The organism is Streptomyces sp. Je 1-369, from assembly GCF_026810505.1.
GTDB lineage: Bacteria > Actinomycetota > Actinomycetes > Streptomycetales > Streptomycetaceae > Streptomyces.
In genome coordinates, this window is record NZ_CP101750.1 from 5618411 (window position 1) to 5631113 (window position 12703).

General features: G+C 70.6%; 10 protein-coding genes. 3 read left to right on the forward strand and 7 right to left on the reverse strand.

Annotated features, from left to right (window positions below; translation table 11 throughout):
- Window positions 1–45: 45 nt before the first annotated feature.
- On the forward strand, window positions 46–1422 hold the full coding sequence (locus NOO62_RS25755; RefSeq protein WP_268773224.1) for an AI-2E family transporter: 1377 nt from the start codon (window positions 46–48) through the stop codon (window positions 1420–1422).
- An 84-nt stretch (window positions 1423–1506) separates the two neighbouring features.
- On the opposite strand, the gene NOO62_RS25760 is transcribed toward NOO62_RS25755, so the two are convergent.
- A complete protein-coding gene (locus NOO62_RS25760; protein ID WP_150171587.1) occupies window positions 1507–2037 on the reverse strand; it encodes an alkyl hydroperoxide reductase in 531 nt (176 codons plus the stop codon).
- A gap of 15 nt (window positions 2038–2052) precedes the next feature.
- Complete coding sequence (locus NOO62_RS25765; RefSeq protein ID WP_164321132.1) at window positions 2053–2607, reverse strand: peroxiredoxin; 555 nt, start codon at window positions 2605–2607, stop codon at window positions 2053–2055.
- A gap of 131 nt (window positions 2608–2738) precedes the next feature.
- Here NOO62_RS25765 and NOO62_RS25770 point away from each other — a divergent pair, with 131 nt between their 5' ends.
- A complete protein-coding gene (locus NOO62_RS25770; protein WP_268773225.1) occupies window positions 2739–3692 on the forward strand; it encodes a LysR substrate-binding domain-containing protein in 954 nt (317 codons plus the stop codon).
- Window positions 3693–3824: 132 nt separating this feature from the next.
- On the opposite strand, the gene NOO62_RS25775 is transcribed toward NOO62_RS25770, so the two are convergent.
- The 3 genes from NOO62_RS25775 to NOO62_RS25785 are packed head-to-tail and all read right to left on the reverse strand — an operon-like array spanning window position 3825 to window position 7377.
- Complete coding sequence (locus NOO62_RS25775) at window positions 3825–6170, reverse strand: FtsX-like permease family protein (RefSeq protein ID WP_268773226.1); 2346 nt, start codon at window positions 6168–6170, stop codon at window positions 3825–3827.
- Entirely contained in the window at window positions 6167–6853 is a 687-nt protein-coding gene (locus NOO62_RS25780; protein ID WP_268773227.1) for an ABC transporter ATP-binding protein, read from the reverse strand. The genes NOO62_RS25775 and NOO62_RS25780 overlap by 4 nt, the downstream gene beginning before the upstream one ends.
- Complete coding sequence (locus tag NOO62_RS25785; protein WP_268773229.1) at window positions 6850–7377, reverse strand: PadR family transcriptional regulator; 528 nt, start codon at window positions 7375–7377, stop codon at window positions 6850–6852. Before NOO62_RS25785 ends, NOO62_RS25780 begins: the two co-directional genes overlap by 4 nt.
- Window positions 7378–7627: 250 nt before the next feature.
- On the opposite strand from NOO62_RS25785, the gene NOO62_RS25790 reads away from it, so the two are divergent.
- Window positions 7628–9862, forward strand: a complete 2235-nt coding sequence (locus NOO62_RS25790) for a transglycosylase domain-containing protein (RefSeq protein WP_268773230.1) — start codon at window positions 7628–7630, stop codon at window positions 9860–9862.
- A gap of 66 nt (window positions 9863–9928) precedes the next feature.
- Here NOO62_RS25790 and NOO62_RS25795 read toward each other — a convergent pair whose 3' ends face one another.
- Both NOO62_RS25795 and NOO62_RS25800 read right to left on the reverse strand, forming a co-directional pair.
- Window positions 9929–11956: a SpoIIE family protein phosphatase gene (locus NOO62_RS25795; protein ID WP_414930883.1), complete on the reverse strand. Its 2028-nt coding sequence runs from the start codon at window positions 11954–11956 to the stop codon at window positions 9929–9931.
- Between the two features lie 59 nt (window positions 11957–12015).
- Window positions 12016–12657 carry a class I SAM-dependent DNA methyltransferase gene (locus NOO62_RS25800; protein ID WP_268773232.1) on the reverse strand — a complete coding sequence of 214 codons (642 nt, stop codon included), beginning with the start codon at window positions 12655–12657 and terminating at the stop codon, window positions 12016–12018.
- Window positions 12658–12703 lie beyond the last annotated feature (46 nt).

Below are 12703 nucleotides of genomic sequence, written 5' to 3' on the forward strand. Positions count from 1 at the left end.
CTCCAGGGGGGAGTGGTGGGGCAAGACGGGGGTAAAGGACGGATCATGTCGCGAGTGCCAGGGTGGCTCGGCCGGCTCGGCGCCGGACTGAGCGGAATGGGCGAGCGGTTGAACGAGCAGCGCCGCGACAGGGACGCCGACTCGGACACCGACGAGCCGAGAGACTCCTCCGCGGAGGACAACGACCACGTGCCCGCGCCGCCGGCGTACGCACCGGCCATAGCGGCCAGACCCGAACCCGTGGACGCCGTGCCCTGGGGCATGCGCGTCGCCGCCGAGGCCGGCTGGCGGCTCCTCGTCCTCGCGGGCACCCTCTGGGTCCTGATGAAGGTCATCAGCGCGGTCCAGCTGGTGGTGCTCGCGTTCGTGGCCGCCCTGCTGATCACCGCACTGCTGCAACCGACGGTGGCCCGGCTCAGGAACCTCGGTCTGCCGCGCGGTCTCGCGACGGCGGTCACCGCGATCCTCGGCTTCGTCATCATGGGCCTGGTCGGCTGGTTCGTGGTGTGGCAGGTCATGGAGAACGCCGACGAACTGTCCCGGCAGGTCCAGGACGGCATCGAGGATCTGCGCAAGTGGCTCCTCAACAGCCCGTTCCACGTGACCGAGGACCAGATCAACGACATCGCCAAGAGCCTGCGGGACGCGGTCGGCGCCAACACGGAGGAGCTGACCTCCGCGGGCCTCGAAGGCGTCACGGTCATCGTCGAGACGCTGACCGGCATCCTGCTCGCGATGTTCTCGACGCTCTTCCTGCTCTACGACGGCAAGCGCATCTGGCAGTGGTTCCTGAAGCTGGTGCCCGCCCAGGCGCGGCCCGGCATCGCGGGTGCGGGACCGCGCGCGTGGCGCACCCTCACCGCGTACGTGCGCGGCACGGTGATAGTGGCTCTGATCGACGCCATCTTCATCGGCCTCGGCATCTACTTCCTCGGGGTGCCGATGGCGGTGCCGCTCGCCGTCATCATCTTCCTCGCCGCGTTCGTGCCGCTGGTCGGTGCCGTGGTCTCCGGCGCCCTCGCGGTCGTCGTCGCACTGGTCACGCAGGGCGTGTTCACCGCGGTGATGGCGCTCGTGGTGGTCCTCGCGGTGCAGCAGATCGAGGGGCACATCCTGCAGCCGTTCATCCTCGGCCGCGCGGTGCGGGTGCATCCGCTCGCGGTGATCCTCTCGGTCGCCGCGGGCGGCATGATCGCCGGGGTCGGCGGCGCGGTCGTGGCGGTGCCGCTGGTGGCCGTCACGAACACGGTCGTCGGCTACTTGCGGGCGTACTCCCGTGAGGCCGCGCTCAAGCAGGCGCCCCAGCCGCGCGGCGCGACGGCGATGGACGCGTCGCCGGTGGGCGCGGCGCAAACGAAGGGTGCCCGGGAGGACGACGTCCGTGAGGACGAGACGCCGCCGACGGAAGCGCCGCCGCAGTAGTCGCGTACGGACTGACGACTTCCCGGGAACGCGAAGTGGGCCGGAACCCTGGGGTTCCGGCCCACTGTCGTGTCTTCGGGTGCGTTACGCGAGGACGTCCTCGGAGTCCAGCGTGACGCCGACCGCCTGGATGACCGCGGCGATCTTGAAGGCTTCCTGGATCGTCTCGCGGTCCACGCCGGCCTTGCGCAGGACCTGCTCGTGCGAGTCCAGGCACTGGCCGCAGCCGTTGATCGCGGAGACCGCGAGGGACCACAGCTCGAAGTCGACCTTCTCGACTCCCGGGTTGCCGATGACGTTCATCCGCAGACCGGCGCGCATCGTCCCGTACTCCGGGTCGGAGAGCAGGTGACGCGTGCGGTAGAAGACGTTGTTCATCGCCATGACGGCGGCGGCCGACTTGGCGGCCGTGTACGCCTCGGGGGAGAGGTTCGCCTTCGCCTCGGGCTCGAGCTCGCGCAGCACCTTCGGGGAGCGGGACGCGATGGCGCAGGCCAGCACGGTGCCCCACAGCTGCTGCTGCGGCAGGTCCGAGTTGCCGATGACCGAGCCGAGGTTCAGCTTCAGGTCCTTGGCGTAGTCCGGTACGGCGGACTTCAGTTCGTCGAGTGCCATGTCAGTAGCCTCCGTTCACTCGCCCGAGAGCAGCGCGACCGGGTCGAGGGTCTCGTCGCCCTTGCTCCAGTTGCAGGGGCACAGCTCGTCGGTCTGCAGGGCGTCGAGGACCCGGAGGACCTCCTTGGGGTTACGGCCCACGGAACCGGCGGTCACCATCGTGAACTGGATCTCGTTGTTCTGGTCCACGATGAAGACGGCGCGCTGCGCGAAGCCGTCCTCGCCCTCGATGCCGAGGTCACGCATGAGCTCGTGCTTCGAGTCGGCCAGCATCGGGAAGGGCAGGTCCGTCAGGTCCGGGTGGTCCTTGCGCCAGGCGTGGTGCACGAACTCGGAGTCGCCGGAGAAGCCGAGGACCTGGGCGTCACGGTCGGCGAACTCGTCGTTCAGCTTGCCGAACGCCGCGATCTCGGTGGGGCACACGAAGGTGAAGTCCTTGGGCCACGCGAAGACGATCTTCCACTTGCCCTCGTAGGTCTTGTGGTTGATCTGCTCGAACTCCTTGCCGGTCTCCAGCGAGACACAGGCGGTCAGGTCGAACTCGGGGAACTTGTCACCGACAGTGAGCACACGTACTCCTTGCGCGAGAGAGTCCCTTTTGAGGACTTTCCTGTGGGGTTGGACTGATGTCGATGGTGGCACAGGGTGCATTGATTAGGGAAATAGCTAGAGTGGGTCATGTTGATCGGAGGTGGTTATCAGTGCGTGCCATAAATAGGGGCAAGCAACCCAGCGGGAAACAGCCCAGCCTGGCGCAGCTGCGCGCGTTCGCCGCCGTGGCCGAGCATCTGCACTTCCGCGATGCGGCCTCGGCGATCGGGATGAGCCAGCCCGCGCTCTCGGGGGCCGTGGCCGCGCTGGAGGAGGCACTGGGTGTCCAGCTCCTGGAGCGGACCACGCGCAAGGTGCTCCTGTCGCCCGCGGGCGAGCGGCTCGCGGTGCGCGTCGAGGCGGTCCTCGACGAGGTCGAGGCGCTCATGGAGGAGGCCGACGCGGTCAAGGCGCCGTTCACCGGGGCGCTGCGGCTCGGCGTCATCCCGACGGTCGCGCCCTACCTGCTGCCGACGGTGATCGCCCTGGTCCACGAGAGGTATCCGGACCTCGACCTCCAGGTGCACGAGGAGCAGACCTCCTCGCTCCTCGAAGGGCTCACCGCGGGCCGGCTCGACCTGCTGCTGCTCGCCGTGCCGCTCGGCATGCCCGGCGTCACCGAACTTCCCCTCTTCGACGAGGACTTCGTACTCGTCACGCCCCTCGACCACTGGCTCGGCGGCCGGGAGGGTATCCCGCGCGAGGCGCTGAAGGAGCTGAACCTGCTGCTCCTGGACGAGGGCCACTGTCTGCGGGACCAGGCGCTCGACATCTGCCGGGAGGCGGGCCGCGCGGACGCGCCGGTCACGACGACGGCCGCGGGGCTCTCCACGCTGGTCCAGCTGGTCGCGGGCGGGCTCGGGGTGACGCTCCTGCCGCGCACGGCGGTGCGGGTCGAGACGACCCGCAGCAACCAGCTCCTGACCGGGTACTTCGCCGACCCCGCCCCTACTCGGCGGATCGCGCTCGCGATGCGCACGGGCGCTGCGCGGGCCGCCGAGTACGAGGAGCTGGCCGCCGCCTTGAAGGAGGCGGTTCGTCCCTTGCCGGTGCGGGTCGTGTGATCCGCCCGCACCGGCTCTCCTGACCGCCGCGGCGCGTGTTTTCCTGCGGGCCGGTGGGGGCTTGTCGCGCAGTTCCCCGCGCCCCTAAAAGCCTCCCCGCGCCCCGCGCCTGAGGGACACCCCCGGAGGGGGCTACTCCGTGCGGAGGCCGTCCGGGCGCATCATGCGGCGGAGGGGCGGGAGGCTCAGCAGCGTCACCGCTGCCACCATGGCCGCTCCCGCACCCGTCAGGGGGACGAACGACCACCAGTCCGTGACGCTCTTGCCGATCATGCGGGTCATGACCACGCCCAGGCCGAGGCCGCCGACGATGGCCAGGGCCAGGCCGAGGGCGACGGGGATCGCCGTCTGCCACAGGAGCGACCACGCCATCGACGAGCGGCGCGTACCGAACGCGGTGAGCGCCGCGAGGAGCCGCTTGCGTTCGCGGAGCTGCTCCATCATCGACACCAGCATCGACGCGGCGATCAGCGCCATCGTGACGCTCGCGCCGATCTGGAGCCCGCGCGCGATCGACGCGTACTGCTTGTCGCGGTCGACCGCCTGGAGCGAGTCGACGCCGAGGAACGGGCTGATGCGGGCCGCCGCGTTGCGTACGTGCTCGTCCGCGTGCGGCACCTTCGGGTCGAGCTTGACCCAGGACGTCGTCGACGCGTCGTCCAGCAGCTTGATGTCCACCGCGCCGGGCGTGGCGAAGATGCCGTCGAACTTCGTGCCGGACGGGTTGGGCCTGGCCCGAACCGTGGGCGTGCTCTTCGGCAGCGTCCACAGGACCGGCTTCGCCCCCTCGTTGAAGTCGGGGTCGGGTCCGACGTTGACCGGCTTGCCGGGGCGTGCGGTCGTGTCGACCCAGCCGTTCTGTTCCCGGCTGCCCGTGTGCGAGACGAACGTGTCGCCGTCCTCGCAGGAATCGAGGTGCGCCAGCTCGCGCAGGGTCGCGCAGGTGCCGATGGTCAGTTCCGTGGTCGGCGTCATGTCGTTGACCTTCTTGCCGCCGGGCCGCGTGACGTACGCCTGCACGGTCCCGATGACCTTCGTGACGCCCTCCGTCCGTGCGAAGTCGTCGATCATCCGCTGGGCGAGCGGGCCGTCGCCGGTCCCGCTGCGCACCGTCAGCTGCGCGCGCGTCGGGTCCTGCCCGGTGACCTGGTTGAAGTCGTCGTGCATGGACGCGAACATCATCTGCAGCGCCACCGCGCCCGCCACTGCGACGGTGATCCCGCTGACCGCGCGGGACGCCGTGCCCGACGTCAACTGCAGCCTGCGGACGGCGAGCTGCCACGGCACGGGGCCTCCGCGCAGCCGTCCCACGGCGGCCTCGACGAGCCAGGGAAGCAGCGCGCTGAGCCCGATCAGGGCGAGCGCCGAACCCACCGCGATCGCCGTCACGTTGACCGCTTCGTTGCCCATGTCGGCGTCGATGCGGCCGGAGAGGAGCAGGATCGCGATACCGGCGGCCGGCACGACGAGCCGCCACCACAGGCGGCGCCTGCGCTGCTTGCCGCCCCTGACCACGCCGAGCGGCTCGATGGCGACCGAGCGCAGCGAGATCAGCGTCACCAGGACCGCGCAGACCGGCACGGCCACCGCGACCAGCGCCACGAGGCCGGGCGCGGGCACCATGTCGGACGGGTACGCGCTGACGTTCGTCAGGTCGACCACGCCCACCAGCTGCCGAAGGAGCAGGAAGAGGACGGCACCGAAGGCGAGCCCGAGCAGCGCGCCGAACAGCGCCTCGCCCGCGGCGATCCTGCGTACCGAGCGGGCGCTCGCGCCGACGAGGCGCAGCGCGGCGAGGCGCCGGTCGCGCCGGTCGCCGCCGAACCGGACCGCGGTGCCGATGAAGATCGCCACGGGGGTGAGCAGGACGACGCAGATCAGCACGACGAGTGCCATCAGGAACGGGTCGAGCGGCAGGGAGTCGTCTTCGCCGAAGCCCGCGAAGCGGTGGGCGCCCTGCGCCGGGGTGAGCGGGTCGGCGCCCACGTAGTAGTGGAGCTCGAGCGGTGACATGAGTCCCGCCTCGCCGATGGTCCCGGTCTGGCGGTACTTGCCGAACCGCTCCTTGAGCAGCGTGTTCGACGGGTCGTCGAGCAGGTCGCGCAGGGCGGGCGAGACGACCATCTCGCCGGGGGCGGGGATCTTGTCGAGCCCCGGCGGCAGCACCGGGTGGTCGCCGTCGGCCTTCAGGAACTTGCCGGTCAGGGTGCGGCCGTGGAACTCGGTGCCGGTGTCGCGCAGCATGACGGTCGTGTCGTCCGCCTTGGGCGGCTTGCCGTCCGGCGCGAAGTGCGGCGTGCGGGCGGCGGCGCGGTCGTCGCGGTTCTCCAGGAGCTGCGGTACGGAGGCCGCGCCGAGCAGGAGGGCGACGCCGAGGCCGACGCCGACGGCGGTCAGGATCGTACGGATCCAGCCCTCCCGGCCACCGCCCGCCGCGAACCGCATGCCCATGCCCAGGTCACGTATCCAGGCACTCATACGATCCGCTCCATGTCGCGGGAGCGGCCGTCGCGCACGACGATCTCGCGGTCGGAGTAGGCGGCGACGCGGGTCTCGTGGGTCACCAGGACCACGGCCGCGTTGGTCGAGCGTGCGGCGTCGGTCAGGAGCTCCATGACGCGCTCGCCGTTGAGGGAGTCGAGGGCGCCGGTCGGCTCGTCGGCGAAGATCACGCGCGGGCTCGTGGCGAGGGCGCGGGCGACGGCGACGCGCTGGCCCTGGCCGCCCGAGACCTCGCCGGGCCGCTTGGCGGCGACGTCGTCGACCTCCAGGCGCTCCATCCAGGTGCGGGCGGTGGCCTCGGCCTCCTTGCGCTTCGCGCCGTTCAGCCGCAGCGGGAGCGCGACGTTCTCGACGCAGGTGAGTTCGGGGACGAGCTGGCCGAACTGGAAGACGAACCCGAACTCACTGCGGCGCAGGGCGCTCAGCTCGGCGTCCGAGAGGCCGGTCAGGGAGCGGCCGTTGTACGTGATGGAGCCCTCGTCGGGGCGGACGATCCCGGCGAGGCAGTGCAGCAGGGTCGACTTTCCGGAGCCGGAAGGACCCATGACGGCGACGACCTCACCGGGGTGGATGGAGAAGGCCGCGCCGTCGAGCGCGGTGGTGGGGCCGTACGACTTGCGGAGTCCGTCAGCCACGAGAAGGGAACCTGCGGGGGTCATGCGGAGCGCACCTCCTGGGCGAGCTTGCCGAGGCGCGCGGCGGTGAGCTCCAGCCAGCGCAGGTCGGCTTCGAGGTGGAACAGCGCGTGGTCGCAGATGAGCTGGTCGGCGAGGTCGCCCTTGCGCTTGCGGTCGGTGAGGATGCGCATCAGGCGCAGGTGTTCGGCGCGCTGCACGTCGAGGAGTTCGGCGGCGTCGCGGTCGGTGAGGAGCGCGAGGACGACCTTGGTGTAGAGGGTGGACTGGAGGTAGGGCTCGGGCTTCTCCGGGGTGGCGAGCCAGCGCTGGACATCCGTGATGCCGGCTTCGGTGATCGCGTACCGCTTGCGTTCGGGGCCGCCGCCCGCCTCTATGCCGTCGACCTCGACGAGGCCGTTCTTCAGGAGGCGGGACATGGTCGAGTAGACCTGTCCGTAGTGCAGGGGTTTGTCGTGCCCGAACTTCTCGTCGAAGGCGCGCTTGAGGTCGTATCCGTGCCGGGGGCCGGACTCCAGGAGTCCCAGAAGGGTGTGGCCAATGGACATGCGGAGCACTCTACACGGTGTGTATACGTGCGGTGTATACGCCCAGTGCATACGTCGGTCGTGGAGCACATTTGTGCGAGACCGGGCAACCATCGGGGCCCTGGGAACGTCGGTTCCTAAGGGGCAGGTGCTCATTGTCACGTCCGCAGAAGACCGGATCGGCAGGAGTTTGTCCCAGGGTGCGGTGTTAGCTTCATGAGCTGACTCGTCGTACGCATGTTGACTAGACCGAAGCGGAGCAATCTCAGTCATGGGCCGAGCCGAAGAACGACAAGCGCGGCAGCGCGGGGCCCGCAGGGCAGCGCGCAAGCGCCCGTCCGGCGGCAAGCGCACCGGCATACGCCGCTTCTTCACCTGGAAGAAGATCCTCGGAACGTTCCTCGGGTTCTGCCTGCTCGGCATGCTCGGCTTCGTGGTGCTGTACCTCGTGGTGGACATCCCCAAGGGCAATGCCGCGGCGAGGAAGCAGAGCAACGTCTACAAGTACAGCAACGGTGACGTCATCGCGCGGACCGGGGACGTGAACCGCGAGATCGTCGACCTGGACAAGGTCCCCGAGGACGTCCAGAAGACCTTCGTCGCCGCCGAGAACAAGTCCTTCTACAAGGACGAGGGCATCGACTTCAAGGGCACGGCCCGCGGTGTCCTGAACACGGTGACGGGCAAGGGCAAGCAGGGCGGCTCGACGATCACCCAGCAGTACGTGAAGAACTACTACCTCAGCCAGGACCAGACCGTCAGCCGCAAGCTGAAGGAACTCGTCATCTCGCTGAAGGTGGACCGCGAGAAGGGCAAGGACGACATCCTCGCGGGCTACATCAACACCAGCTACTACGGCCGCGGCGCGTACGGCATCCAGGCCGCCGCCCAGGCCTACTACCAGGTCGACGCCAAGAAGCTGAACGTCCAGCAGGGCGCCTACCTCGCCGCACTCCTCCAGGCCCCGAGCCAGTACGACTGGGCGGCCGCGACGCCGACCGGCAAGAAGCTCGTCAAGCAGCGCTGGAACTACGTCCTCGACAACATGGTCGAAGAGGGCTGGCTGGACTCCGGCAAGCGCGAGGGACTGACGTTCCCCGAGCCGAAGAGCCCCAAGGCGCCGCCCGGCCGCGAGGGCCAGATCGGCTACCTGGTGGAGGAGGCCAAGCGCGAGGTCCTGCGCAACAGCAACCTCAGCGAGGCCGAGTTCGAGTCCGGCGGTTACACCGTCACCCTGAACATCGACCCCAAGAAGCAGAAGCAGCTCGAGAAGGCCGTCGACGCGAAGCTGGACGACAAGCTCGACCGCAAGAAGAACAAGGCGGACGCTCGCGTCCAGGCCGGCGCCGCGTCCGTCGACCCGAAGACGGGCAAGGTCCTCGCCATGTACGGCGGCGAGGACTACGTGAAGCACTACACGAACAACGCCACCCGCCGCGACTACCAGCCGGCCTCCACCTTCAAGCCGCTGATCCTCGCCGCGGCCCTGGAGAACGGCTCCAAGACGCAGGAAGGCCTGCCGATCACCGCGAGCACCGTCTACGACGGCACCAGCAAGCGGCCGGTCAAGGGCGGCGACGTCGCGTTCGCACCGCCCAACGAGGACGGCGTCAGCTACGGACCCGTCACCGTCCAGAAGGCGATGAACAAGTCCGTCAACTCCGTCTTCGCGCAGATGGGCGTGGATGTGGGCATGCCCAAGGTCATGGAGACGGCGGGCAAGCTCGGCATGGACGTCAAGGGACTGCCCGCCGTGCCCGCCCAGACCCTCGGCTCCATGGGCGCGAGCCCGCTGGAGATGGCCGGTGTCTACGCCACGCTCGACAACCACGGCAAGAAGGTCACCCCGGCCCTGGTCGGCTCCGTCGAGCACAAGGACCGCACGGTCGACCTGCCGGACCCGATCGGCGACCAGGTCGTCCAGCGCGGCACCGCCGACTCGATCACCTCGGTCCTGACCGGCGTGGTCGACGACGGCACCGGCAGCGCGGTCCGCAACCCCTCACAGGACGTCGCGGGCAAGACCGGTACCTCCGACGACAACAAGTCGGCCTGGTTCGCCGGTTACACGCCGAAGATGGTCACCGCCGTCGGCCTGTTCGGTGAGGGCGCAAAGGGCAAGCAGGTGTCCATGAAGGGCGCGGGCGGCTTCCCCCGCATCAACGGCTCGGGCTTCCCCGCCCAGATCTGGGCGGCCTACACGTTCGACGCGATGGGCTCGCCGAGCTCGTTCGACCTCGACACGAACATGGGCGCCGCCATCGCGCCGGTCCCGGACCCGACGTCGAAGGCCCCGAAGGACCCGTCGGGCACTCCGACGGCGCCTGAGGACGACGACGAGCCGTCCAAGAAGCCGACGCCGACACCGACCCCGACGAAGTCGTCGACGTCGCCGACCCCGACGCCGACACCGACCAAAACGACACCGACGCCGACGACCGACCCGGACCCGACGGACACCGACGGGCCCCCGGACCCGGAGGACGGCAGGCCCAGCAGGGACTGAGACGACAAAGAGGCGCCCCGGACCATCGAGGTCCGGGGCGCCTTTTCGTACGTACGTCGCCGGGGGTCAGCTCCGGTTCAGCTCGAACCAGACCACCTTGCCGGTGCTCAGCCGCGTCGCACCCCAGCGCCGCGCCATCTTGTTGACCAGGTACAGGCCGCGGCCGCCCTCGTCCGTCGCGCGCGCCTGCCGGAGCCGGGGCAGCTGCGGCACGTCGTCGCCGACCTCGCAGCGCAGCACGTCGGTGCGGAGCAGCCGCAGCGTGATCGGCCGCGACGCGTACCGCACGGCGTTCGTCACGACCTCGCTGACGAGCAGCTCCACCGAATCGGTCAGCTCTTCGAGGCCCCAGCGGGCCAGTGCGCTGCGGGCCAGCCTGCGGGCCCGGGCCGGCGTCGCGCTCTCCGGTTCGAGGAACCAGTACGCCACGTCGCTCGGCGCGATCCCGTCGAAGCGGGCGGCGAGCAGCGCGATGTCGTCGTCCCGGTCGCCGGGGCCGAGCATGTCCAGCACCTCGTCGCAGAGCGCCTCGAGGGGCGGCGGGTGGTCCGGGCCCGTCAGCTGGGCGGTGGCGGCGAGCCGTTCCCGGAGCTGCTCTATGCCGGTCCACACGTCGCGGAGGCGGGACTCGACGAGCCCGTCCGTGTAGAGGAGCAGGGTCGCGCCCGCGGGGGCGTCCAGCTCCACGGCCTCGAAGTCGACGCCGCCCACGCCGATGGGGGCGCCCGGCGGCACCCGCAGGACCTCCGCGCGGCCGCCCAGGTGCAGCAGGACGGGCGGCGGGTGCCCGGCGTTGGCGATGGTGATGCGGTGCGAGACCGGGTCGTAGACCGCGTACAGGCAGGTCGCCATGCGGTCGGAGCCGAGCCGCTGAGCCTGCTCGTCCAGGTGGTGCAGGACCTCCTGGGGCGGCAGGTCGAGCCCGGCGAGTGTCTGCGCGGTCGTCCGCAGCTGGCCCATGATGGCCGCCGACGTCATGGAGTGCCCCATGACGTCACCGACGACCAGGGCGACGCGGCTGCCGGGCAGCGGGATCGCGTCGTACCAGTCGCCGCCGACCCGGGCCGTCTCGGCCGCGGGGAGGTAGCGCGAGGCGAGGCGCACGCCGGTCGGGCGCGGCAGCGTCTCGGGGAGCATGGTGCGCTGCAGCTCGTCGGCGATGTACGCCTCGCGGCCGTACAGGACCGCTTTGTCGATGCCGAGCGCGCTGTGCGTGGCGAGCTGGGCGGCGACAAGGAGGTCGTCCGCCTCGAACGCGGGCCGGTCGGGGCGGCGCAGGAACACGGCCGCGCCGATCACCCTGCGGCGGCCCCGCAGCGGCGCGAGGATTCCCCGCTGTCCGCCCGGCAGGGTGCGGCCCTCGCCGAGCAGTTCGGGCAGCGCGGCGCGCGCCGCCGCCGAGTCGGCGAAGACCGGGCGCACTCCGCGCAGCACCTCGGCGAGCGCGCCGCCGGGCCGCACCTCGCACAGCTCGGCGCTGCCCATCACGTCGGTGATGTCGGGCTGCACCATCTGCAGCGCGGGCAGCGTGCTGCCGCCGTCGGTGTCCGGCTCCTCGCCCTCCTCGATGGAGCGCAGCCGGTCGGAGCGGCGCAGCCGCAGCACCAGCGGACCCGTGGGCCGCTCGTCGCCGACCGGCAGCGGATCGCGCAGGTAGACCAGGATCGCGTCGGAGAACGTCGGCACCGTCGCCCGGCACAGGCCCATCACGATCTCGTCGAGGTCGATGCCGCGGGCGATGCGCCGGGTCGCGGCGCCCACGAAGCGCAGCCGGTCGCCGTCGCGCCGCATGGCCACCGGGCCCGCGCCGGGCGGCCTCGACTGACCGGAGCGCCGCTCCTCGCCGTCCGGCGGCCCCACGGGTGCGGGGCCCGACTGCGACGGCACGCCGCTCTCGGGCACGGGGCGCGGCCGGTGCGGGTCGGGCTCGGCGGCCGGGGACTGGGTGTGCTCACCGGAGGACGGCACGGCTGTGCTGCCACCGCCCTCCGAAGTCTCCGGGGAACGCAGCAGCGCCCCGCGGGCATCCGCGGGGGCGGTCGGCCGGGCAGCTGGTGCCTTGCGACCCTCGTGGGGGGTGAGGTGCTCCGTCACGCGTTTTGAATCCGTCCGTCCGGGGCTGCGCGCGGTGCGCGCCGTCCATTGCACGTTGCTCAGCCGCGTCGGCAGTGCAGAAAGACCTGGTGCTCGGGTGGTGCGTCGGTGCTTGCGGGAGCGTACGCATACGTGTCCTCGCCGGTGATCTCGAATCCCGCGTCCCGCACGACCTGCCGCAGTTCGTCTGCCAGGTAACCCGATACCCGGATTGTGTGCCCCAGGAACGGAATCGCGGCGTCGTCCAGGTCGGCCTCGACCATGGACAGCTCCATCAGGCCTCCCGGTCGCAGCAGGCCGTGCAGCAGCCGCAGCGCTTCGGGGATCTCGGCGCGCGGCAGCATCAGGAGGGCGAAGAAGCACGCGATGCCGTCGAACCTGCCGACTCCGCCGGGGCCTTCGGCCCGCAGCTCGGCGATGTCGAGCTGCCGGAACTCGGCGGCCGGCACGTTCTTTCCCGCCAGCTCAAGCATGCCCGTAGAGATGTCCGTGCCGAGCACCGAGTGGCCGGATTCGGTCAGTTGCCGTGCGGTCGGAAGGCCGGTGCCGCAGCCCACGTCGAGGATGCGGGAACCCGCCGGTAGCGCCGCCACGAGGTGGCGCCCCGCGGCCAGCTGACCCTCCTTGTGCGGGAAGGCGTCGTCGTAGTGCTGCCCGATGGCGTCAAAGGCCTCGGCCTGACCTCTGCGGTCCTCGCTCACGTTCTGCCGCCCCTCAATGACTTCCTGTCAGGCACCGCGCAGACCC